The organism is Sideroxyarcus emersonii (assembly GCF_021654335.1).
In the GTDB taxonomy this organism is placed as follows: domain Bacteria; phylum Pseudomonadota; class Gammaproteobacteria; order Burkholderiales; family Gallionellaceae; genus Sideroxyarcus; species Sideroxyarcus emersonii.
Window position 1 is genome coordinate 1,499,305 of sequence record NZ_AP023423.1, and the last position, 22,551, is coordinate 1,521,855.

At 54.3% G+C, this 22,551-nt stretch carries 24 protein-coding genes and 1 tRNA gene; 14 read left to right on the plus strand and 11 right to left on the minus strand.

Translation table 11 applies throughout. The annotated features are described in order from the left end of the window. Positions 1-32: 32 nt before the first annotated feature. From L6418_RS07305 to L6418_RS07340, 8 genes are all read left to right on the plus strand, one after another. Positions 33-869 (plus strand): adenylyl-sulfate reductase, encoded by an 837-nt coding sequence (locus tag L6418_RS07305; RefSeq protein ID WP_237246269.1) that lies wholly within the window; start codon positions 33-35, stop codon positions 867-869. 43 nt (positions 870-912) lie between these two features. After that, the gene (aprB, locus tag L6418_RS07310; protein WP_237246270.1) at positions 913-1,395 is read left to right on the plus strand and encodes an adenylyl-sulfate reductase subunit beta; all 483 of its coding nucleotides are present in this window, start codon (positions 913-915) and stop codon (positions 1,393-1,395) included. Beyond that, a complete protein-coding gene (gene aprA / locus L6418_RS07315) occupies positions 1,395-3,287 on the plus strand; it encodes an adenylyl-sulfate reductase subunit alpha (RefSeq protein ID WP_237246271.1) in 1,893 nt (630 codons plus the stop codon). The genes aprB and aprA overlap by 1 nt, the downstream gene beginning before the upstream one ends. 190 nt (positions 3,288-3,477) lie before the next feature. Next, the gene (locus L6418_RS07320) at positions 3,478-3,828 is read left to right on the plus strand and encodes a hypothetical protein (RefSeq protein ID WP_237246272.1); all 351 of its coding nucleotides are present in this window, start codon (positions 3,478-3,480) and stop codon (positions 3,826-3,828) included. 24 nt (positions 3,829-3,852) lie between these two features. Continuing rightward, complete coding sequence (locus L6418_RS07325) at positions 3,853-4,362, plus strand: peptidylprolyl isomerase (RefSeq protein WP_237246273.1); 510 nt, start codon at positions 3,853-3,855, stop codon at positions 4,360-4,362. Then, positions 4,359-5,423: a tetratricopeptide repeat protein gene (locus L6418_RS07330; protein WP_237246274.1), complete on the plus strand. Its 1,065-nt coding sequence runs from the start codon at positions 4,359-4,361 to the stop codon at positions 5,421-5,423. Before L6418_RS07325 ends, L6418_RS07330 begins: the two co-directional genes overlap by 4 nt. Positions 5,424-5,437: 14 nt before the next feature. After that, positions 5,438-5,851 (plus strand): HIT family protein, encoded by a 414-nt coding sequence (locus tag L6418_RS07335; RefSeq protein ID WP_237246275.1) that lies wholly within the window; start codon positions 5,438-5,440, stop codon positions 5,849-5,851. An 85-nt stretch (positions 5,852-5,936) separates the two neighbouring features. Continuing rightward, entirely contained in the window at positions 5,937-6,107 is a 171-nt protein-coding gene (locus L6418_RS07340; RefSeq protein WP_237246276.1) for a hypothetical protein, read from the plus strand. A 137-nt stretch (positions 6,108-6,244) separates the two neighbouring features. On the opposite strand, the gene L6418_RS07345 is transcribed toward L6418_RS07340, so the two are convergent. The 3 genes from L6418_RS07345 to L6418_RS07355 all read right to left on the minus strand — a co-directional run bounded on the left by L6418_RS07345 (position 6,245) and on the right by L6418_RS07355 (position 8,103). Further along, positions 6,245-6,760, minus strand: a complete 516-nt coding sequence (locus L6418_RS07345; protein ID WP_237246277.1) for a DUF4279 domain-containing protein — start codon at positions 6,758-6,760, stop codon at positions 6,245-6,247. Then, the gene (locus L6418_RS07350; RefSeq protein ID WP_237246278.1) at positions 6,745-7,131 is read right to left on the minus strand and encodes a rhodanese-like domain-containing protein; all 387 of its coding nucleotides are present in this window, start codon (positions 7,129-7,131) and stop codon (positions 6,745-6,747) included. Before L6418_RS07350 ends, L6418_RS07345 begins: the two co-directional genes overlap by 16 nt. 429 nt (positions 7,132-7,560) lie before the next feature. After that, positions 7,561-8,103, minus strand: a complete 543-nt coding sequence (locus tag L6418_RS07355; RefSeq protein WP_237246279.1) for a YfcE family phosphodiesterase — start codon at positions 8,101-8,103, stop codon at positions 7,561-7,563. Between the two features lie 252 nt (positions 8,104-8,355). Here L6418_RS07355 and L6418_RS07360 point away from each other — a divergent pair, with 252 nt between their 5' ends. From L6418_RS07360 to L6418_RS07370, 3 genes are read left to right on the plus strand one after another with little or no spacing between them, the layout of a single operon-like run. Further along, entirely contained in the window at positions 8,356-9,582 is a 1,227-nt protein-coding gene (locus L6418_RS07360; RefSeq protein ID WP_237246280.1) for a sensor histidine kinase, read from the plus strand. Further along, positions 9,575-10,285, plus strand: a complete 711-nt coding sequence (locus L6418_RS07365; RefSeq protein ID WP_237246281.1) for a response regulator transcription factor — start codon at positions 9,575-9,577, stop codon at positions 10,283-10,285. Before L6418_RS07360 ends, L6418_RS07365 begins: the two co-directional genes overlap by 8 nt. A 44-nt stretch (positions 10,286-10,329) precedes the next feature. Beyond that, positions 10,330-11,601, plus strand: coding sequence for an NAD(P)/FAD-dependent oxidoreductase (locus L6418_RS07370; protein WP_237246282.1), 1,272 nt, complete (start codon positions 10,330-10,332; stop codon positions 11,599-11,601). A 64-nt stretch (positions 11,602-11,665) separates the two neighbouring features. Here the strand turns inward: L6418_RS07370 and L6418_RS07375 are convergent, their stop codons facing one another. Together L6418_RS07375 and L6418_RS07380 are read right to left on the minus strand one after the other, a co-directional pair. After that, on the minus strand, positions 11,666-12,379 hold the full coding sequence (locus tag L6418_RS07375; protein WP_237246283.1) for a class I SAM-dependent methyltransferase: 714 nt from the start codon (positions 12,377-12,379) through the stop codon (positions 11,666-11,668). Between the two features lie 110 nt (positions 12,380-12,489). Next, positions 12,490-12,852 (minus strand): hypothetical protein, encoded by a 363-nt coding sequence (locus tag L6418_RS07380; RefSeq protein WP_237246284.1) that lies wholly within the window; start codon positions 12,850-12,852, stop codon positions 12,490-12,492. A gap of 295 nt (positions 12,853-13,147) precedes the next feature. Here L6418_RS07380 and L6418_RS07385 point away from each other — a divergent pair, with 295 nt between their 5' ends. Both L6418_RS07385 and L6418_RS07390 read left to right on the plus strand, forming a co-directional pair. Then, complete coding sequence (locus L6418_RS07385) at positions 13,148-14,020, plus strand: LysR family transcriptional regulator (RefSeq protein WP_237246285.1); 873 nt, start codon at positions 13,148-13,150, stop codon at positions 14,018-14,020. Further along, positions 14,017-15,171, plus strand: coding sequence for a TDT family transporter (locus L6418_RS07390; protein WP_237246286.1), 1,155 nt, complete (start codon positions 14,017-14,019; stop codon positions 15,169-15,171). Before L6418_RS07385 ends, L6418_RS07390 begins: the two co-directional genes overlap by 4 nt. 36 nt (positions 15,172-15,207) lie before the next feature. On the opposite strand, the gene L6418_RS07395 is transcribed toward L6418_RS07390, so the two are convergent. Further along, positions 15,208-17,517, minus strand: coding sequence for a plasma-membrane proton-efflux P-type ATPase (locus L6418_RS07395; RefSeq protein ID WP_237246287.1), 2,310 nt, complete (start codon positions 17,515-17,517; stop codon positions 15,208-15,210). Between the two features lie 367 nt (positions 17,518-17,884). On the opposite strand from L6418_RS07395, the gene L6418_RS07400 reads away from it, so the two are divergent. After that, positions 17,885-18,166, plus strand: a complete 282-nt coding sequence (locus tag L6418_RS07400) for a high-potential iron-sulfur protein (protein WP_237246288.1) — start codon at positions 17,885-17,887, stop codon at positions 18,164-18,166. Between the two features lie 151 nt (positions 18,167-18,317). Here L6418_RS07400 and L6418_RS07405 read toward each other — a convergent pair. The 5 genes from L6418_RS07405 to pheS form a co-directional block, all read right to left on the minus strand. Next, positions 18,318-18,394 (minus strand) — tRNA-Pro (locus L6418_RS07405). Between the two features lie 62 nt (positions 18,395-18,456). Then, entirely contained in the window at positions 18,457-18,825 is a 369-nt protein-coding gene (locus L6418_RS07410; RefSeq protein ID WP_237246289.1) for a MerR family transcriptional regulator, read from the minus strand. Next, entirely contained in the window at positions 18,806-19,114 is a 309-nt protein-coding gene (locus L6418_RS07415; protein ID WP_237246290.1) for an integration host factor subunit alpha, read from the minus strand. The genes L6418_RS07410 and L6418_RS07415 overlap by 20 nt, the downstream gene beginning before the upstream one ends. A gap of 9 nt (positions 19,115-19,123) precedes the next feature. Further along, positions 19,124-21,478 carry a phenylalanine--tRNA ligase subunit beta gene (pheT, locus tag L6418_RS07420; RefSeq protein ID WP_237246291.1) on the minus strand — a complete coding sequence of 785 codons (2,355 nt, stop codon included), beginning with the start codon at positions 21,476-21,478 and terminating at the stop codon, positions 19,124-19,126. Between the two features lie 2 nt (positions 21,479-21,480). Next, positions 21,481-22,491 (minus strand): phenylalanine--tRNA ligase subunit alpha, encoded by a 1,011-nt coding sequence (pheS, locus tag L6418_RS07425; RefSeq protein ID WP_237246292.1) that lies wholly within the window; start codon positions 22,489-22,491, stop codon positions 21,481-21,483. Positions 22,492-22,551: the final 60 nt, after the last annotated feature.

Genomic DNA, 22,551 nt, shown 5'->3' on the forward strand with positions numbered 1-22,551 from the left:
GTCATTCGTCTGCAATTATTGAGGAGAATCTAATGTTCACGAGCAACCCCTTTGCCGAGCTTTCGGCATCAATTCCAACCAACGTCATGCAGGGGTATATCGTCTTGATGGTCCTGCTGGTCATGATCGGGACGATACTTGACATGATGCATAAGAAAAGTGCGCAGTACTTTTTCGCAAATGCGGAAAAAGCGAAGAAGAGCGCAAAACGGTCAGTGAGTGGTGGAGAAAAAGCCTCGATTGCCGCCTCGGTGCTTGTGAACGAAGTACTGACTTCTGGCGAATTCAGCAATCCCAGACGCAGGCTTTCCCATCTGTTGACCATGTGGGGAACCATTATTTTCATCGTGACTACCGCGATTATGATTTTTGGCTATCCCACGCCGGCAACGCCCACACCTGTATTGCTGCCGCAGCTCTGGCATATCGGTGCACTGATGCTGGCCGTTGGCGGATACTGGTTCTGGTTCTTCATCCGCGTTGATGTGTCTGCGGAAGGCCTTCCATGGTTCCGGTTCGAACGTGCTGATCTATTTATCCTCTCGCTGCTTGCCACTTCGACTTTCGCGCTGATCTGGTCATTCACTGGCGGTGGATTAACCATATTCTTTGCCTTGTTCATCCTGTCAAGCACGGCTCTCTTTGGCGGCGTTTATTGGTCCAAGTTTGCCCACATGTTCTTTAAGCCCGCTGCCGCCTACCAGAAAAAAATTACCCGGGCCGATGGTTCTCGGGAGAATCTGCCTCCCGACTATGACCTGACGGATCCTGAAGTGCAGCGGAAGTTTCCGGATGTGCCTATGTATATGGGCAAAAACCCGCCAAACATGGGGCTGTGCATCAAGGCTGAAAGAGCAAAGCACTACTAATGCCGACTTGACCAATTTTCCATAAGAATTAGAGGAGTAACTTATGCCGACCTTTGTATATATGACTCGTTGTGATGGTTGCGGAGAATGCGTTGACATCTGTCCGTCCGACATCATGCACATCGACAAAACCCTTCGACGCGCTTACAACATCGAACCCAACATGTGCTGGGAATGTTACTCCTGTGTAAAAGCCTGCCCGCACCATGCGATTGATGTACGCGGTTATGCGGACTTTGCACCGCTCGGTCACTCGGTACGAGTGATCCGGGATGAGGAAAAAGGCACCATTGCATGGCGCATCAAGTTCCGCAACGGCAAAAAAGATATGGAGTTGTTAGCCCCCATCACGACCAAACCCTGGGGCTCGGCGACACCGGACCTCGCAAAGGTGCCCGCCCCCAGCAAGGAGATGCGCGACAGCCAACTGCTGTTCAATGAGCCTAAATATATCCGCATGGATGACGGTGGATTGCACACACTGCAATCCAATGGCCTGGAAATCAAAAAAGGGGTGCAATACTAATGAGCTACCAGACAATTATTGAAGACGATATCGACATCCTGGTTGTCGGTGCGGGCCTGGGCGGTACGGGTGCGGCATTCGAGGCGAGATATTGGGGACAGGACAAGAAGATCGTCATCGCCGAAAAGGCGAACATCATGCGTTCCGGTGCGGTCGCACAGGGCCTGTATGCGATCAACTGCTATATGGGAACACGCTTTGGCGAGAACAATCCCGAAGATCACGTGCGCTATGCGCGTATCGACCTGATGGGCATGGTGCGCGAAGACCTGCTGTTCGACATGGCACGCCACGTAGACTCCGCTGTGCATAACTTCGAAGAATGGGGTCTCCCCATCATGCGCAACGAGAAGAAGGGTTCGTTCCTGCGTGAAGGCCGCTGGCAGATCATGATCCACGGTGAATCCTACAAACCTATCGTTGCAGAAGCGGCCAAGAAGTCAGCGGACAAGGTTTTCAACCGCATCTGCGTGACGCACCTCCTGATGGATGAGTCGAAAGAGAACCGCGTTGCCGGTGCCGTGGGCTTTAATGTCCGCACGGGCAACTACCACGTATTCAAGTCCAAGACCGTTATCTGCGGTGCCGGTGGCGCATCCAACATCTTCAAGCCGCGATCCGTGGGCGAAGGTGCCGGCCGGGTCTGGTACGCACCATGGTCATCAGGCTCCGCATATGGCCTTATGATCCAGGCGGGTGCGAAGATGACCCAGATGGAAAACCGCATCGTGCTGGCCCGCTTCAAGGATGGTTACGGTCCCGTAGGTGCCTACTTTCTGCATCTCAAGACCTACACCCAGAATGCCTACGGTGAAGAGTACGAGTCCAAGTGGTTCCCGGAGCTACAGAAAATGGTCGGTAAGGAATACCTGGATCCGGAAGTTTCACACCGTACTCATCGTCCCATTCCGACCTGTCTGCGTAACCACGCAATCATCTCCGAGGTGAATGCGGGTCGCGGTCCTATTCACATGGTCACTATGGAAGCCTTCCAGGATCCGCATCTGGAAGAGATCGGCTGGCACAACTTCCTGGGCATGACAGTTGGCCAAGCAGTACTTTGGGCTGCCACCGACGTTGACCCGAAATACGAAAACCCCGAACTGACCACTTCCGAGCCATACGTAATGGGTTCGCACGCTACCGGTTGTGGCGCCTGGGTTTCCGGGCCGGAAGATGTATCTCCGCCAGAATACTTCTGGGGCTACAACCGCATGACGACCGTTGAAGGTCTGTTCGGTGCGGGTGATGCGGCTGGCGGTACACCTCACGCATTCTCATCAGGCTCCTTCACTGAAGGTCGTCTGGCTGCCAAGGCTGCCTGTAAATATATTGATGATGGCAAAGCAGCGGGCATCCGCGTTTCTGACGCTCAGATCAATCGCCGTAAAGAAGAGATCTACAAGCCTCTGGAAACTTATAGCGTTTATAAAAACGAAGTGGTTGCGGGTAGCGTCAATCCCAACTTCATCAATCCAAGACAGGGGCTTGATCGTTTGCAGAAGCTGATGGATGAGTACTGTGGCGGTTTTGGTGTTAACTACATGACCAACGACAAGCTCCTGAATATCGGCCTCAAGAAGATGTTCATCCTGGGGCAGGATCTGGAAAAAGTCGCCGCTTCCGATATACACGAGTTGTTACGCGCATGGGAGCTGAAGCATCGTTTCCTGACGTCCGAAAGTGTATTCCAGCATACGCTGTTCCGTAAGGAGACGCGCTGGCCGGGTTACTACTACCGTGGTGATGCGATGAAGCTGGATGATGAGAACTGGCACGTACTGACAGTTTCCCGCCGTGATCCCAAGACGGGGGAGTACACGATGGAAAAAGCACCGCTCTACCACTTGGTAGGCGATGTAGAAAAAGCTCCCCCAGAAAGCCATCACTAAGCAATTTCAGGCTTGATTTAGCCGTTTTGTTCAATCGAGCCCATGCAGCTATTTGCAACAACTTGTCAGTGTATTGAATGAGGACCGGCATATTCCTGTTGGTCCTCTTTTTATCTGTTTCGCCAACGTGGAATAATTGTTTCCATGAAAGATCATGATCAGGTGAAATATTTTTAATGGAGCGGGCTGGATGAATATCATTGATAAGACAGATGAAGAGATATTGGAGCTCGCAAATCCCATGTGGGCGGATTTGGTCAAATACTCGAATGAAGGCAACTACGGTGCTTTTACACGCAATTTTTCGAGCACTCTGATTGCCGGCGCCAATGAGGTTGAAATGGGAAAGCAATTTGCCAGAAGTGAACTGGCAAAGAACCTGTCACCGGACTATGAGTATCTTGGCATCATACGTCGTGGTGAACATGTTACCGTGCTATACAAACAGAGAAGCTCGAAGAAAGCCGGCGAATGGCTGGGCAGGCTGGTGTTGGGTTATGAAAAAGACAAGGTAAGAATCTTTGGCGCTACCATATTTTAGACAAGGTTTATATAAAGATTCGATATGTCAGATACCATTGAAGACGAAAAATTCGTTGAACTGAATTACAAGGTCATCGATAACAAAACCGGCGACATACTCGTTACTGTGGATTATCCGTTGGGTTATGTTCATGGCGTGAATGATGTGATGTCTGAAGCCGTAACCAAGGCACTATATGGCAAGAAAGTAGGCGACATCATCGATGTGCCAATTGATACCACGCTGCTATACGGCGAGAGAGACGAATCACTGGTATTTACCGATCGCATAGAAAACGTCCCGGAAGAGTATCGCGAGGTCGGTATGACTATCACCATGGAAAATGAAAAGGGTGAGCCCCGAAACTTCATCGTTACCCGATTCGACGACAAGACATTGACTGTCGACGGCAATAACCCTCTTTGCGGCAGAGAAGTCACTTTCACGTTGGAGGTCTTGTCGATACGCGATGCTACCGAGGAAGAGATCGAGCTTGGCGGAGCGGTCGGCGCAGATCCGGACTTAAATGAAATACTCGACCGGGCAAAATGAAATTCTCGACAAACTACATAATTTATCCTGAAAACAGGATACTGAAACGTGCAATAGCGAACGCAGCAGGCCTGCTGAGCGCAGATATGGCCGCTGCGGCTGTACCGGATACCCAAGTGGCGGTAGCGGACAATTTTCGTTACACGCGGGGAAATTATGAGCAGCACCGTTTCAGTTCAAGGATTTTCGAGAGCTTACGTGAGGCGCTTGAGCTATCGCTGATAGATACACCTGCTACTGCCCGCCCCGCTCCCAATATTCGTCGCGATCAGGAACCTCTCGCCTGGGCTGAGACCCATAATAATCTGGGGAATATCCTTGCAGCACAGGGACAGCAGCGGAGAGATGCTGAATCGTTTGAACAGGCCATCCAGTGTTTCAGCAGTGCATTAGAGGAATTCAAACAGGAGTCTTCACCATTGGAATGGGCAGCTACGCAATACAGCCTGGGCACGGCCAACCAGGCGCTGGGGCGGCTGCTTGACGATACCAAGCCGTTAAAGATCGCCGTCGATGCTTATACCAACGCTTTGCTGGTTTGGACTCGAGATGAGTTTCCGGAAGAATGGATGTGCACCATGCATCAACTGGGTTCTACTTTGCATACGTACGGAACATTGCTCAAAGGCAACCGTCAATTTCAGAAGTCCATTGTTGCCTATAAAAATGCGCTTGCCGTACTCGACGCTGACAATTACGCATTGGAGCTGACTGCCACACATAATAATCGGGCTGCCGCTTTGCATCATCTCGGCGAATCAGAAGAAAATCCTGATCGACTGAAAGAAGCGATAAATTCATATGAAAAGGCTTTGACGGTCAGTATGGAGCAGCAACTTCCTATTCATCTGGCGGTACTATGCCGGGTAAACAAGGCGACAGCACAGAATGCACTGGCAGAATTGACAAACGATACTCGGCTTGCAGAAGAAGTGGCCGATGAGTTTGAAGTGATTATCGAATGTTTTTCGCATGCTCTCCAGCCACTCTGTTTAAGGCATTGTGAGGAGCAAATGGATAAGGCAAGATCGCTGGCGCTTGCGAATAGCGCAAGCTGTTGAATGGGGGACAGAAGTTGTCGGCTGAAGAAAAGACAGAAAAAAAGCGGGATCCGAACAATCCATGCCTGTTCTGCAAAGATCCGCGCGGCGTATCGCTGCAGCATGAACTTGCTTTCAGTGCGCGTGATACCTATGCGGTGAGCCCTGGCCATACCCTGGTTATCCCACGTCGCCATGTCGCCAGTTTTTTCGACCTGACCCCCGAAGAGGTCAATGCCTGCATGAAGCTGATCGCCGAGGAGCGCATGCAACTGGACGAGGAATTCAAGCCTGATGGTTACAATATCGGCGTCAACATAGGACCGGCGGCCGGGCAGAGTATATTCCATGTCCATATCCACATCATTCCGCGCTACCTGGGTGATGTCGAGAATCCCCAAGGAGGCGTGCGTCATGTGATTCCGAAAAAAGCTCATTACACGCGCTAGATAGTACAGTTCGGCCAGTTAGGTGGGAGGGACTGGCAACCAGAGTAAAATTCCTCCCGTTCTCAACCAGCAAGGAGATAGGATCATGAGTGATGACAAGAAACCCTTTACCCGCCCCAAGGTTCCAGATGGCCACGCATTCCACGTGATCACGCGTCAGAAAGAAATCAAGCCAGGACAGTTTTTTGTAGGCTACGAAACCACATGGGAACCGCATCAGAAGGAAGTTCCATACACCACTCCCAAGAGGCCATAACGATATATTTAAGGCAATCAGCGGCGCGGCACTTGAAAGATGGTCGAAGGCCGCGCGAATAATTCAGGACGGAATTTGGTTTCGGAAAAGCACGCTTGGTACAGCGTGCTTTTCTTTTTCATATGCGCTGGCGAAGCCTAGATATGCTCAGCAAACTGGCAATCCACATCGGCAAAAGCGCCAATATCAGCCAGGAAACGAATAGTTCTAGCGCCGAAACCGACATCTGGACGAGTTGCGCCTTTATCTGTCGACAGCACCAGTATTACGCCGACTCTGGGCGATAAGTTGTGGCTTTTAATCACCTGCAGTATCTTTTCCTTGGCCGGTTCGATCTTCTTGATGATGACGTCCGTCATTTTATAAACGTCAATATTGTCCGTCATCGTTTCCGTTGATAGCTCCCATGAACTGATCACGGGTTTATCAAGAGGACTGCGTGCGCCAGATGCGTCAACGGATGTAGGTTCGATGCCAAGCAGACGTGTGATGTCATCAGGATCAAAATGATAACCTCTGAGTGCAAAGTAGGCGCGTGCTTTATTCGATGCCAAGTTGTTACCCTCATCAGTTGATTGTAAACAGGCCGAGAGATTATAGCGTATGGCAAAAAGGGGCAAATGCACTGCCCCATGTTTCAGGTCTGCGCCCAAGGCAACCCATCAAACCGCCAGCCGTTGTGGGAATTGCGATGGTGACTGTCATCGAGATCACCTTCGAAACCATGCGTAACGTTGTAGATGTCTTTCAGGCCTGCATTTTCCAGCGCCAGGCCGGCATCGGCGGAACGGCGTCCAGAACGGCAAATGAGTACGATAGGGCGATTAACACTGGCTGCCTTGCGCACATGAGCGACGAATAGCGGATTGATTTCCCAGTCCGGTCCATCCACCCATGGAATAAGGATGGAACCCCGTGGATGTCCAACGAACATATATTCCATTTCACTGCGAACATCGATGAATACCGCTTCCGGATTGGCTTGCAGGAATTCGTATGCTTCTTTGGGCTCGAAATGTTGCATTACCGCTCTCCTTCTTGATCAAATCGGAACAGAACAATTATAACCCTGCGGTTATCTTAATCGAGTTTGATGAAACCAGTGTTTCCTGCAGACCCACAATGTCTTTTGGCTGCTTCGGCTGGAAAATCTGCCCGGCCTGTTTGGCAGAGTCGCCATAGGCAATGCGTATCAATGAAGCGATGGGATATGGTACTCCACTGGGAATGCGAACTTTGTGTCCTGCTTCTTGGTGATCTCAGATTGGCCTCCAGCCCATAGGTGGGATGGCGCCTCCAGGCGAAGAACGTAATGACAGTCGGTACGACCGGCCAGTCTGGTATTGCGCTCGGCCGTAATCACTTGTTTGCAACTTTCTACAGCTTGCAGCGCTGTCGTCATGCCACTGCCGATGTTCAGGATGGCCTGATTGGCTGCGATGGATGGACTCAGTCAAGCCTCTGACCCGTCTTGTTGCAGGGTTCGTATTTCAAAATGCATGTGCTCAAGATCGCCCAATATCCAGGTAGGAGCGGCCTGCACACCGGGCGCGTCGATGCCGGCGACCGAACCAGGATTGACCAGCCAGCTTTTTCCACCATTGACGTTGGCCTGCATCCCGATATGGGCCGTATGGCTGTGCCCATGGCAAACCAGGTCATAGTTTCCGGTACAAGCGAAGGCTTGGCCGTGGTGCGGCATATGAGTGACGAATATCTTGCGTCCGCCGAGTTCCAGCGTAGCCTCCTGACCATGGTAAATGAACAAACCAGCGGATTTCGCCATCATGCGGTATAACGCAGCAATGTCGCCGATGTTATTGCCGTGCACGGCATGAATAGGAAGGCCCAGCTTAAGGGAAGCACGCAGGGTGTTGGCGCCGATGAGATCGCCGCAGTGGATGACGGCCTGAGCCCCGGAAGACTGCGCCTCCACAATCGCCTCCGCGAGGGGGCTGGAGTGGTCATGACTGTCTGAAACGATGCAGATCTTCATACCCTTAGCGTGTATCGCGGCGATTGCGTGGCATTAGGCATAATTAGCGTACGCAGCGTCTATAACCTCATAGGGTGGGTGGGATCATAACCCTGATGGGCTAATGCATTAAAATCCCTTGCTGATTTATTGATATTGGAAGGAAAGCGGCATACTCTATGCAACGGTATTGGGGCAGTTTAGGTGCATGTTTTTTCAGCAGTAGTCGAGAGATTTACCAGACATTATTGCCATTCACTGAAGGCCAGGATCATGAGCAGAAAGATTAAGTCAATTGACGAATCCGATCCCAATGGAGCGTTCTATTGGACGCGCGATCCCGAATTCGTGCTGCCGGGCAGAAACGGCGGACTGGATACCTGCGTGGAGCAGGAATTCGCTTCATCGCGCAGCAATGATCTAAAAACCCTGCTGAACACTTTCCTTGAAACGGCCACCAGCTTCATCAAAGCCAAGGCCTGTGTAGTGCGCGTCCTGCTCCCCGACGAACAGACCCTGCAAGTCATCAGCGCGGTCGGATTGACCGGCGAAGAGCTGGAGGCTGAACGTATCGTCGAACTGGATTGCGAAGATTGCGGCAAAGACGCGTTCAAGCATGGCCTCTGCTCTTCCGAAGTCGACACCTGCAAAACCAGGCACAGCGACCGGCCACACCGGCAGTTCCGTTCCGCCATTTCCATTCCGCTGGAAAGCCGCAATACCCCCGGAGTCATGCTCGGCGTTTTCACCCTCTTCTTCGACACCCCGCAATCGACTTCCGGCCACGCTTCCGCGATGGCGGTCAGTTTCTCCGACCTGCTTGCCACCCTGCTCGAGCACATCAAGGCGACCCGTGAAGCCAAGCGGGAGGAATTGCTGATGGAGCGGCAGTCGATCGCCAACGAGATCCACGATTCTCTGGCGCAAACCCTCAACTACGCACGCATGAACACCACCCTGTTGAGCGACGCGATACGCAACAACAATGAAGTCATGGCGACAAAATATACGCGCGATATCGATGAAGCCCTGGAGATCGGCCAGAAAGCGGTCCGTACGCTGATCACCGATTTTCGCAGCGAGATGGACCCTGCAGGCTTATTGCAGGCATTGCAAACACTGAGCGAGCAATTCCGCAAACAGCACAACATCGTGCTCGATTGCTCCATCCGCGTTGCCGACCTCGACCTGCCCCTCGAACATGAGATACAGGCTTACCACATCGTACGCGAGGCACTTTCCAACATTGCCAAGCATTCCAATGCCAGCCACGCCCGCCTGATCGTCGATCATCTGTGCGGTTACTACGTTTTTACCGTGGAAGACAACGGTATCGGGACGTTCTCTCCCGTAGAGGGCCATTATGGGATCATCATCATGCGCGAACGCTCGCAACGCATTGGTGGAGAGATCAAAGTCGAAAGTACCAAAGGGCTGGGAACATGCGTACAATTATTCTTCCCTGAACCGGGGACGAATAGGAGAGCTGTACATGCCTGATGAACTGAAAATCGTACTGGTGGACGACCAGAGCCTGTGTCGGCGCGGACTCAGTGAATTGCTGTCGCGCTGTTACGGCTTCAACGTGCTCGGTGCAGTCGGAACCATCGAAGAACTTCGCCAGTTGCTCAAAGAGCAGCCTGATTTGCTGGTGATGGATCTGCGCATGAAACCGATGGATGGCCTGGCCATGATTGAGCAGTTGCGCAAGGAAGGATGCAATGTCCCCGCCGTCCTGCTGACCATGAGTGATTCGGAAGTGGATCTTGGCAATGCCATTCGTGCCGGGGTGCGTGGCTATCTGCTCAAGGACATGGCTCCGGAAGAAGTGGTGGATGCCATTCGTCGTGTTGCTGCAGGTGAACTCGTCGTTGCCCCGACCATGACAGTCAAGATGATCGACATGCTCCGCGGCGACCAATCCGGGCAAGAACCCCGGAACTCGCTCAAGCTGCTGACCGAACGAGAGCGTGAGATCCTGCAATTGCTTTCCCGCGGGGAAAGCAATAAGGCCATCGCGCTTACCTTGTCGATCAGTTATGACACGGTAAAACAGCATGTGCGCCACATTCTCAACAAGCTGAACCTGTCGTCGCGGGTCAAGGCTGCCGTGCTGTTCGCCAAGGAACAAGGAACGCCAGAGGAAAACGATATTTCAACATCGAGCAAACCGGTTGGATCCAAGCAGCAAGGCAGTAGATGAATCAGGAATTCGTTCCTTCAATCGATTTATAAAAAGGAGAAATCATGGCACACATCGTCATTATGGGAGCGGGTCTCGGCGGCATGCCGGCCGCATACGAGATGCGGGACAAATTGGACAAGAAGCACCAGGTCACGGTCGTCTCCAACAGCGAGAATTTCCACTTCGTGCCCTCCAATCCCTGGGTCGGGGTGAAATGGCGCGACCGCAAGCAGATCGAGTTCCCGGTGCGCAGCTATCTGGAGCGCAAGGGTATCGAATTCATCTCGACTGGCGTGAAACGTGTCCATCCCGACAAGAATCAGCTGGAACTGAATGACGGCAAGAGCATCGATTATGATTACCTGGTGATCGCCACCGGCCCCAAACTCGCTTTTGAAGAAGTCGAAGGCTTGGGACCGCACGGAGGCCATACCTACTCCGTGTGCCACGTCGATCACGCAATGAAATCTCATGAGGTCTGGGATGACTTCTGCAAGAAGCCAGGCCCCATCGTAGTCGGAGCAGTACAAGGAGCATCCTGTTTCGGGCCGGCCTACGAATACGCATTCATCATGGAAACCGACCTGCGCAAGCGCAAGATTCGCGACAAAGTGCCGATGACCTTCGTGACTTCCGAGCCATACATCGGGCATCTTGGCCTGGGTGGCGTGGGCGATTCGAACGGCATCCTGGAATCCGGCATGCGCGACAAGCACATCAAATGGATCTGCAATGCCAAAGTCACCAAGATCGAGGCCGGCAAGATGTATGTCACCGAGCATGACGACATGGGCGCAGAAAAGAAGAAGCATGAGCTTCCGTTCAGCTACAGCATGATGCTGCCCGCCTTCAAGGGCGTGGATGCAGTGTTTGGCATCGAAGGCCTGACCAATCCTCGCGGCTTCATCATTGTCGACAAGCATCAGCGCAATCCGAAATACAAGAACGTGTTCGCAGTCGGCGTGTGCGTCGCCATTCCTCCGGTGGAAGCCACCCCGGTTCCATGCGGCACCCCCAAGACGGGCTATATGATCGAATCCATGGTGACTGCCACCGTGCATAACATCCATGCCGATCTGGAAGGAACCCCGGCAGATACTGAAGCAACGTGGAACGCCGTATGTCTGGCCGACTTCGGCGAAAGCGGTGTGGCCTTCGTGGCAATTCCGCAAATTCCTCCCCGCAACGTGAACTGGTTCTCCGAAGGAAAATGGGTGCACCTCGCCAAGGTCGCGTTCGAGAAATACTTCATCCGCAAAATGAAGAAAGGCAATTCCGAACCGTTCTATGAAGGTAGCATCCTCAAGATGCTGGGCATCGAGAAACTGAAGTAAATTCCCGTCCCGGAACACACAAAAGCCCTGGCTTCCAGGGCTTTTGTTTTTCAGGCCATCGAACTTACCCGTTCTTGCGCAGCAAATCGACCCGCATCGGCATCTCGAATCTTGCGCCCTCATCGGTCATATGGCGCATGAATCCTTGCTGCACCTGCCGGTACATATCGGGCGAAAGCTGATGCCGCGTATGCGTCACACGCAAGACATTCTCTTCGAACTGTGAAAAGCTTTCAAAATGAACCGGCGCTGAAAAGAATGTCTGGCTTACCAGTGCAAATTGCCCTGATGCGACAGCGTTTGTCACGGCAGCAAATGCAGCTTCGCGCACCATCCGTTCGTCATGGAACAGCCGCAGTATCTCGTTAAAGTCTCCCGCAAATACCGGTTCGGAAAAATAGGCCAGCCCGCCTCGCTTCAACACACGGCATATTTCATGCATGGCCGTATCCATCGATTCGACAGGTACATGGTGCAGCGACTTGAACATTAGTACGATATCAAAGGACTCGCCCTCAGCCGGGATCGCCTGCGCCCCGCCTGACTCGAATCTGACGTTTGCAGGCACACTGCGGCGCAGATTCTCTGCATGCTGGATTGCGTCCACTTCCAGCGCCACGATCTTCTTCACCGGCCCTGCCTGCGCGATTTTTAACGTCTTCTCGGCTTTGCCGCATCCAAGCTCAAGCACTTCGGCACCCTTGAGCGGCAATAACTGTTCATAGATCTCGCTTTCGTCGCAAGCCGGAACCGCAGAGGAACTTTGGATTTTCATCATACTTTTACACCTCGATATTTCAACTGATCACACCTGTCGGATGGTATGCCTGCACATCGCGACAAACTCCGCCAGGGGATTCCGGCATGTGTACCGAACCTCGAACTGGATTATAACGACGATAGACGCATGTAATCCCTTTCGCTCTGCCATCCATCATTTGATTGGCGGTTCAGTGCAGCTATAAGGCCGGCACATCGTGCCGGCGATTTAATTAAGACGATATGCCGCATGACAGGCCGCACATTGCTTGATGACATTGCCGACATGTTCACCGCATAGACTCCTGCCGGCGTTTTGGCATGACCGTTCTTGTCCGGCATTGCGTCAGATAGAGTGACCTGCAATTCGGGATCGGTTTGACTTGCGGCGGGGACCATTGCGGTCTCATCAGCCCGAACTGGTGCAACTATTACTATCAAAGTTAATGCCGCCATACCTGCCAAGATCTTCGTCAATTCGATTTTGAGCATCGTTATCTCCTGATTTCGTTTTTGAAATGCATGTTTTGTACCTGCAACGATGCTTTGTCAATTTACGTTCCAAATTAAAAAGCTTTATATTCATCAATTTAAATCTGATATTTTGTCGCATTAGCTACATCGTTATGTATTAAATGATACAACGATAATCGCTTCTGGCTCACTCGCCATCCTCGCGGCGACAGCAATCAAATCAATCGAAATTGATAATTGATTTAATCGCTACAATTCATTTGATAAATTAATCATATTCGAGCATATTAGCGTCTGATTATTGAGGTCGAGAATGACTCTGGAACAATTGCGGATATTCGTCGGCGTCGCCGAACGCGAACACATGACCAAGGCGGCGGTTGCGCTTAATGTGACTCAATCAGCCGCGAGCGCAGCCATCGCCGCCCTCGAAAAACGGCATGGAGTCGTTTTATTCCATCGCATTGGACGCAGGATCGAACTTACCGATGTCGGCCGCATCTTCCTGGATGAAGCGCGGGCTGTATTGGGCCGGTCTGCCAGTGCCGAACTGGTGTTATCCGAATTCGGCGGGTTGAAACGCGGCACACTGCGCATGGTTGCAAGCCAGACGATCGCCGGCTACTGGCTGCCTCGACACCTGGCCAGCTTCCACGAGCGCCACCCCCAGATCATGATAGAACTTGCCATCGCCAACACGGAGCAAGCGATACACAGTGTCACTGCCGGAAGCGCCGAGCTGGGTTTCGTCGAAGGCGTGATCGAAGATGCTGCGATATCGCATTGGCCGATTGCGCACGATCAATTACTGCTGGTCGGCTGCAAGCCGGTCGCACAGATCGATAACGAATGGCTGAAGACGGCACGCTGGATCATGCGCGAATCGGGTTCGGGTACGCGCTCGACCTTTGCGGAGGCATTGCGTGGTCGCGGCCTGGATCCGGACAGTCTCGACGTTGCCCTGACCTTGCCATCGAATGAATCCGTACGCACAGCAGTCGAATCCGGGGCCGGGGTTGCCGTTCTGTCTGCGCTGGTGGTTGCACGAGCCTTGAAGACAGGCGTCCTGCACGCCATGCCCTTCGAACTGCCGGCACGTCCCTTCTTCGCCATGCACCACAAGGAACGCTACCGCAGCAAGGCGGCAGATGCATTACTCGATTTGATAAAGGAATACGATTCATGAGCTCCAAGCCCGCTATGCCGCTTTCTGCCCATCTCAACCCGCTCTCGCAACTCGAAAGCCCGCGCGAGATGATCCGCCAGTTCACGCCCAACTGGTTCGCCTCCACCATGGGGACCGGCATCCTGGCGCTCGCACTGCCTCAAGTGCCGGGCGCAGGCCAGACAATGCGGACCATGGGTGAATGGTTGTGGTTATTCAATATCGGCTTGTTCAGCCTGTTCACGCTGCTTTACGCTGCCCGCTGGATCATGTTCTGGCAGGAAGCCAAACGCATTTTCAGCCATAACATCGTGTCGATGTTCATCGGTACCATCCCAATGGGATTGGCAACGATCATCAATGGCTTTATCGTGTTCGGCCTGCCGCGTTGGGGCAACGGAATGATCGACGTCGCCCAGATACTATGGTGGTTCGACGTCGCCTTATCTATCGTCTGCGGCGTGCTCCTGCCCTACTTCATGTTCACGCGTCAGGAACACCGCATGGACAAGATGACGGCAGTATGGCTGCTGCCTATCGTAGCGGCCGAAGTTGCAGCAGCAAGCGGTGGCCTGATTGCCCCCTACCTGGGCGACCCGGGCAATCAGTTCATCATGCTCGTCACCAGTTATGTGCTGTGGGCCTATTCCGTTCCGGTCGCGCTTGGCATCATCACGATATTGATCCTGCGCATGGCATTGCACAAGTTACCGCCGGAAAGCATGGCCGCATCGAGCTGGTTGCCGCTGGGCCCTCTCGGAACCGGCGCGCTCGGCATGCTGGTGCTGGGTGCGGATGCCCCCGCCATCCTGGCTGCGCATGGCATGGCCGGCATCGGGACGATTGCGGCCGGCATCGGCCTGATTGCCGGCATACTGCTCTGGGGAGCCGGTCTCTGGTGGCTGCTGCTTGCCAGCCTCATCACGTTCCGCCACTTCCGCGCCGGGATTCCGTTCAACCTGGGATGGTGGGGCTATACTTTCCCGCTGGGGGTCTACACTGTCGCGACACTCAAGCTGGGAACGCAACTCGGCATCGTGGCTTTTTCGATCTTCGGGACATTTTTATGCATCGTGCTCGCGGTAATGTGGCTGCTGGTCGCTGCGCGCACCCTTCATGGCGGCTGGCAAGGCCACCTGTTCGTCTCGCCCTGTATTGCCAACGTCAACTAGGAAAAGCCGGGCCAGTGCAGGAACCTGTGCCCGGTGTCACAAACCGATAGCCCTGAATATCCGGATCTTGGCGAAGTCCATGATCAGCAAATAGCCGAGTACCAGGATCAGGACTCCAGCGACCAAAGCGAGCGGGATCGGTGCCATCAGGATGCCCTGGCTGGCCAGTATGCCGACCACAACAATGTCCAGAATCGACGCCCGCAATAACCAGCGGCTTGGTGCCGACTGCCAGAAGTGCCGGCGTTCGCGTACCAGGTACACGTTGCCTTGCCCGGTGAAGGCAAGCATCACGAACACCAGCGTCTGCAATTGCGGCAAGGGAAGATGCAGCCAGTCGCGGCCGGCAAAGAATACGCTGAAGGACAGGATCAGCACAAAACCGGCCAAGATACCAGCCGTCAGCATCAGCTTGGGCACATCCCAGCGTTCCGGCTTGTTCGAATAGGCCACATTATCCGTGGCGATGGACATGGTCACGAAGTCATTGGTGAACAGCAACAGGACGATCAGCATCGGCGTAATGACGAACACGCCGGTCAGCATCACCCCCAGGCTCAGGAAGATCGCGATCTCCAGCGTCTTGATGATCTTGTTCAGGGTATAGGTCAGCATGCGCTGGTAGATGCGCCGGCTGGTCTCCACCGCTGCCCGCACATCGGACAGGCCGGGATTGGTGAGTACAAGGCTGGCTGCAGCCTTGGCAACATCGGTGGCATTGGCTACCGCGATCCCCACTTCGGCCTGTTTAAGCGCGGGTGCATCATTGACGCCATCGCCGCTCATGCCGACCACATGGCCGGCCTGTTGTAGCGACTGGACCAGCGCATACTTGTCCTCCGGCAGTACCCGCGCAAATACATCGTAGTCCAGCACATTCCGCCGGATCTCTTCGCGCAGGTTTTCAGGCGGGCACACACGTTGTCCGATGCCGACTTGTCCGGCGATGGCACGTGCGGTCGCCGGTCCATCGCCCGAAACCATGACTACGCGCACCCCCAGATCATGCAGGTCCTGGATCAGGGCCCGTGAATCCTCGCGCGGCGGATCCTGCAGGCCGATCAGTCCGGCAACATGCAACGCCCTGTCGCTTGTCTCCACAGCAATGGCCAGCATGCGCGAACCATCTGCCCCCAGCCGCTCGACATCCTGGGCGATCTGCACATTGCCCTGAACCAGTGCCGCAACCACGCGCGGCGCTCCCTTGATCACTCTCAGCTTACCCGTATCCAGGTCGAACAGCGCTTCGGAACGTTTGGTTTCCGGATCGAATGGCACGAAGTGCAATCTGCGCGGAACATCGGCGAGCTGACCTTGAGACCGGGCAGCCTCGATGATCGCCATATCGATGGGATCTTGGGTAGCGTCGTCGCAGGCCAGTGCCGCCAGGTGCAGCAACTGCGGAGTCGTGTATGGCGAATAGGGATAAAGCACCTCAAGCGCCAGCTTGTTCTGGGTAATGGTGCCAGTCTTGTCGCTCGCCAGCACATCCATGGATGCGGCTTCCTCGATGGCAGATAGCCGCGTAACCAGTACGCCGTTCTTGGCCAGTTCCAGCGATCCCAGCGCAGTTGCAAGTGTGTAGGTGGCCGGCAATGCAATCGGCACCGAAGCCACCAGCAGAATCAGGGCGAACGGAATGACTTCGGTGATCGGGATGTTGCTTGCCAGGGTATAGAGCAGCAAGGCGGCAACAAGAGCCAAGTCCAGCGCCACCAGATATTTGATGATGGTGAAGATGAGATTTTCCAGATGGCTCGTGGTGCGGGCATTCCGCACCAGTTCTGCGGTCTTGCCGAAATAGGTATGTGCGCCAATCGCAGTGACCTCTCCCGAGGCCTCCCCGCGTTTCACGATCACGCCGGCATAGGCAGTCTTTCCGGCCATGGCTTCGATGGGCATTGCCTCGCCGGTGAGCGATGACTGGTCGAGCAGAATCTGCCCTTCCATCAGGCGGACATCCGCCGGTACCAGATCACCCATACGCAGATGCACCACATCTCCCGGAACCAGCTCACGTGCCGGGATTTTTTGCCAGACCCGGTCACGCAGTACGCGCACCTGGATTTCCAGACGACCTTTCAACAGCGTCAACGCATTGTTGGCGCGGTTCTCGTGGATAAAACTGAGGATGGCATTGAATACAAGCAAGGCGGCGATGATGGCGGCTTCATCCAGTTTTCCCAGTGCAAGCTGCAGCACAATCGTCACTTCGAGCATCCATGGAACGGGTGCCCATAATTTCTTCAGGAAGGATAGCCAGGGATTGGCCCGCTCTTCTGCAACGGCATTCGGTCCATACTGCAATTGCCGCTGCTGTGCCTCGCTACTGGTCAATCCTTGCATGGCGATCACCTCAAGGTTTGGCTGACGGCGCGCCCGTTGATCGCTGCTGCGTACGGAACATGGCCGATCTGGTTGTACTTCTTCGAGTGCCCCCAAAAATTATATTGGGATTATGGTTAATTTATATTAATTAATATTTAACGAATAGTTGGCCTCCTGGACAAACAAATTCGGCCTGAAATGATTTGCAATCCATCCGGGGCGATCATGCATAACCATGCTGGCATGTATTCCATGAATGCAGCAGCACTGGCCTGCGACATACAGCAGTCGTAGAATCGATACGAGCAACTGACAGAACGAGCCGCCTGCTTTCATCACTTATGGCGACACCGCATCGCGGTTAAGCGAATCGCAAGGAGTCCGCATGAACACAGATATGACACGACGAAATTTTCTGAAATCAGCCAGCATCGCCTTGGCACTGATACCGCTTGTCGTTATTCCCAGACAGGCCAGCGCGCAGACGAACGCGACCGTGCGTGCGCAGCTGAAATACCAGAATTCGCCCAAAGACAATATGAGTTGCAACACCTGCCTTGAATTTATCGCGGGGAAGAGTAGCCAGGACCCGGGCAAGTGCAAGGTTATTCCCGATGACGACGAGATATCGCCCAACGGATATTGCACCAAGTGGAATACGATGTAATTACCTCGCGTTGAGGAATCGCAAATGGCGATAAGAACCGCACTGGCGAATTAATCAATGTTTGTTACCAGAGAGGTGTGTGTATCTTCAAAGCGCGCTGATCAAAATAAAAAAGACTTGCAACATTTCTGTTGCAAGTCCTTGTTACTACTGGTCGGGGCGGGGAGATTCGAACTCCCGACCCCTTGCACCCCATGCAAGTACGCTACCAGGCTGCGCTACGCCCCGAGGGCGCGAATTATAGCAGAGCTAAGTTCGTTACTTGAAGCAGTTTTGTTGATTTTTTGCCGTTAGGCGTGCAACAGTGTGATGATTTCGCGCAATTCCCGCTTGAACGAGCTCATGTTGAATTCACCAGGAATGTTCGCGCTGCGCTCTTCCTGATTGATCGCGTGCTGATCCAGACGACTGCGTGCACCGCTGATGGTGAAACCTTCCTCGTAGAGCAACTGCCGGATACGGCGGATGAGCAGAACTTCGTGATGCTGGTAGTAACGACGGTTGCCGCCGCGTTTCACCGGCTTGAGTTGGGTAAATTCCTGCTCCCAATAACGCAACACATGCGCCTTCACCCCGCATAATTCGCTGACTTCGCCGATGGTGAAGTAGCGTTTCGCCGGGATGGGCGGCAGTTCGGAATTAGTTACGTGGTGTTCCATGATAGGTCTTTTCTACCATGCTCTTGAGTTTCTGGCTGGGATGAAAGGTGACCACGCGGCGGGCGGTGATCGGAATCTCTTCGCCGGTTTTGGGATTGCGGCCGGGGCGCTGGGGTTTGTCGCGCAACTGGAAATTGCCGAAACCCGAAAGCTTGACGCTTTCCCCCTGTTCCAGTTGCATCCTGATTTCCTCAAAGAACGCTTCCACCATGTCTTTTGCTTCGCGCTTGTTCAAGCCCACTTTTTCAAACAGCAGATCGGCGAGTTCCGCCTTGGTCAGTGTTGTCATATTCCCCTCTTATGCTCGCAACTGCGCGCCTTGGTTCAACATTACCGCAACCAGACGAGCCACTTTTTCTTCAATCTCGTTATCAGTCAAAGTTTTTTGAGTATCTTGCAATAACACACGGAATGCAAGGCTTTTTTTGCCCTGCTCCACTCCTTTTCCGCGATACACGTCAAACAGGTCCAATTCGGCCACACCCGGCACTTTTTCAGCCTGCATCGCATCCAGCAGGACCTGAACGGACATGCCCTCGTCCACCAGGACAGCCAGATCGCGGCGTACTGGCGGGAAGCGGGATATGACAGCCAGGTGCGGCACTGTACCTTGAGTCAAGGCAGCCAATTCGATCTCGAACCAGACAACGGCCTGCGGCAAGTCGTTTTGCTGCTGCCATTGCGGATGCAATTCACCGATCCAGCCGACAGGCCTGCCGTCCAGCAGAATGCGGGCAGAGCGGCCCGGATGGGATGCCGGATGCGATGCTGCCTGGAATCCCAATTTGCGCGGCGCGAACAAGGCTTCCACATCGCCCTTCACATCGAAGAAATCCACACTGCGTGCCGGCTCTCCCCATTGCTCGGATACAGCACCACCATAGGCCAATCCGGCCAAGCGTTCGTGCTGTTCATAGCTGCCTGCCTCGGCGGTAAAGCAACCGCCGATCTCGAACAAGCGCACGCGCGGGTGCCTGCGCGCCAGATTGGCGCGCAATGCGGCCAGCAAACCACCCAGCAGGCTGCTGCGCATCACGCTCATCTGGCTGGCAATGGGGTTTTTCAGAGCAATGGGCGCGGCATTGCCGCACAAGTCGCGCTCCCACGCGGCTTCCACGAAGGCGTAGTTGATGGTTTCCTGGTAGTCGCGCAACACCATGGCCTGGCGCAATCTCGCCAGAGGGCGCTGTGCCTCTACCTGCGGCAAGATGCTCATGCGCGCCTGTATCGGCACAGGCTGGATGTTTTCGTAACCATGGACACGCGCCACTTCTTCGATCAGATCCTCTTCGATGGAAATATCGAAGCGGTAGCTTGGCGGCGTCACTGAAAATTCATCGCCTTTTTGCTGGAAAACCATACCTAGCTTGGACAATATCGGGGCGATGGCATCTGCTTGCAGCGCCACACCCAGCACCCGGTGCACGCGCGAGGTACGCAGCTTCACAGGCAGGCGCTTCGGCAACTCGCCCAACACTTCCGTGACCGTACCGGCCTGCCCGCCGCAGATGTCGATGATCAATTGCGTGGCACGGTCCAGTGCCGCCTGTGTGGCTGCAAAATCTACGCCGCGCTCGAAACGGTAGGCAGAATCGGAACCGAAACCGAGAAGGCGGGATTTGCCGACGATCACATTGGGTACAAAGAACGCGCTTTCGAGGAAAATATCGCTGGTTGCCTCGCCCACTGCGCTGTCAGCACCGCCCATCACGCCAGCCAGCGCCACCGGTCCGTTACCGTCGGCAATCACCAGCATGTCTTCCTGCAGTTCCACTGTCTGCTCGTTCAGCAGCTTCAGTTGCTCGCCGCCGCGTGCGAAACGCACCTCGATGTCGCCATCCAGTTTATTCAGGTCAAAGGCGTGCAGCGGCTGCCCAAGTTCCAGCAGCACATAATTCGTCACATCCACCAGCGCGCTGATGCTGCGCAGGCCGCAGCGCTGCAGGCGTCGGACCATCCATGCTGGCGTAACAGCCTTGGCGTTCACCCCGGAAATCACGCGCCCCGTGTAACGCGGACAGGCTGCTGCAGCAGTCAGCTTGACCTCGCGGCTTTGACCGCCTGCTTGTTTGATCGACGCCTGCGGAACGCTGTGCAGGGAAGCGCCTGTCAGCGCAGCCACCTCGCGCGCAATACCGTTCAGCGACAGGCAATCGCTGCGGTTCGGCGTGAGCTTGAGGGTGATCAGGCGGTCATCGAGATCGAGATGTTCTCGTATGCTTTGCCCAACAACTGCATCGGCTGCCAGCACCATCAACCCGTCGCTTTGTTCCGCCAGACCGAGTTCCTTCTCCGAGCACATCATGCCGAAAGAAGCGACGCCGCGTACCTTGGCCTGCTTGATCTCGATACCGGGCAGCTTCGCGCCGACCAGCGCACAAGGCGCCTTCATGCCCACGGTTACATTCCCAGCGCCGCACACGATGTTCAGTGGTTCAGCTTGTCCGACGTCTACCGTCAGGACGTTCAGGCGATCCGCATCGGGATGTTTGTCTTTGGTCAGCACCTGCCCCACGACCACCTTCTCGAAGGCAGGCGCAACAGGCGACATTTCCTCCACTTCCAGCCCGGCCATGGTCAACAGATGCGACAGCTCTTCGCTCGAGAGCGAAGGATTCACGAAGGTACGCAACCAGGATTCAGAGAATTGCATAGTTAATTAAACTGCTTGAGGAATTGCAGGTCGTTCTCGAAGAACAACCTGAGATCATTCACGCCATAACGCAGCATGGCCAGACGCTCCACGCCCATGCCGAAGGCGAAGCCGATGTATTTCTCGCTGTCGATGCCGACATGCTTGAGCACGTTAGGATGCACCATACCGCAGCCGCCGATCTCCAGCCAGCCGCCTTTCCAGCTCATGTCCATCTCGGCCGAAGGCTCGGTGAACGGGAAGAACGAGGGTCGGAAGCGCACTTGCATGTCTTCGGTCTCGAAATAGTTCTGCAGGAAATCGGCGATTACGCCTTTCAGGTCGGCGAAGCTGACCTTCTCCCCTACCCACAGGCCTTCCACCTGATGGAACATGGGGGAATGGGTGGCATCGGAATCCACGCGATATACCCGCCCCGGCGCGATGATACGAATGTCCGGCATCGTTTCCAGATGCTTGTACTTTTCCATATGCGCTTGCATGTAGCGGATCTGGATCGGCGAGGTGTGCGTGCGCAGCACGTGCTGTTCGTCGATATAGAAGGTGTCGTGCATGGCGCGTGCCGGATGGTCGGCGGGGATGTTCAGCGCGGTGAAATTGTAGAAATCGTTTTCGATCTCAGGGCCTTCCGCAACGGCGTAGCCGATGGAATGAAACAGCGTTTCGATGCGATCCAGGGTGCGCGTGACCGGATGCAATCCGCCCACGCCAGTGCCTCGTCCAGGCAATGTCACATCCAGGGATTCGGCCGCCAGCCTGGCATGCAGCGCACGGTTCTGGATGGCTTCGCGCTGGGCCTGCAAAGCCGCCTCGATCTGCTGCTTGACCTGGTTGATGCGCGCGCCGGCTGCCGGACGTTCCTCGGCGGAAAGTTTGCCCAAGCCCTTCAGCAGGCCGGTCAAGCTGCCTTCCTTGCCGAGATAACGCGCCTTGGCGTTCTCCAGCTCGGCTGCATCTTCTATCGCCGCAAAACTCTGCAGCGCTTCATCGAGAATTTTTTGTAGTTCTTGCATCGTCTAGTTTTGAAACAAAAAAAGGAGGCATGACGCCTCCTTTTTTATATTGCGCAATAC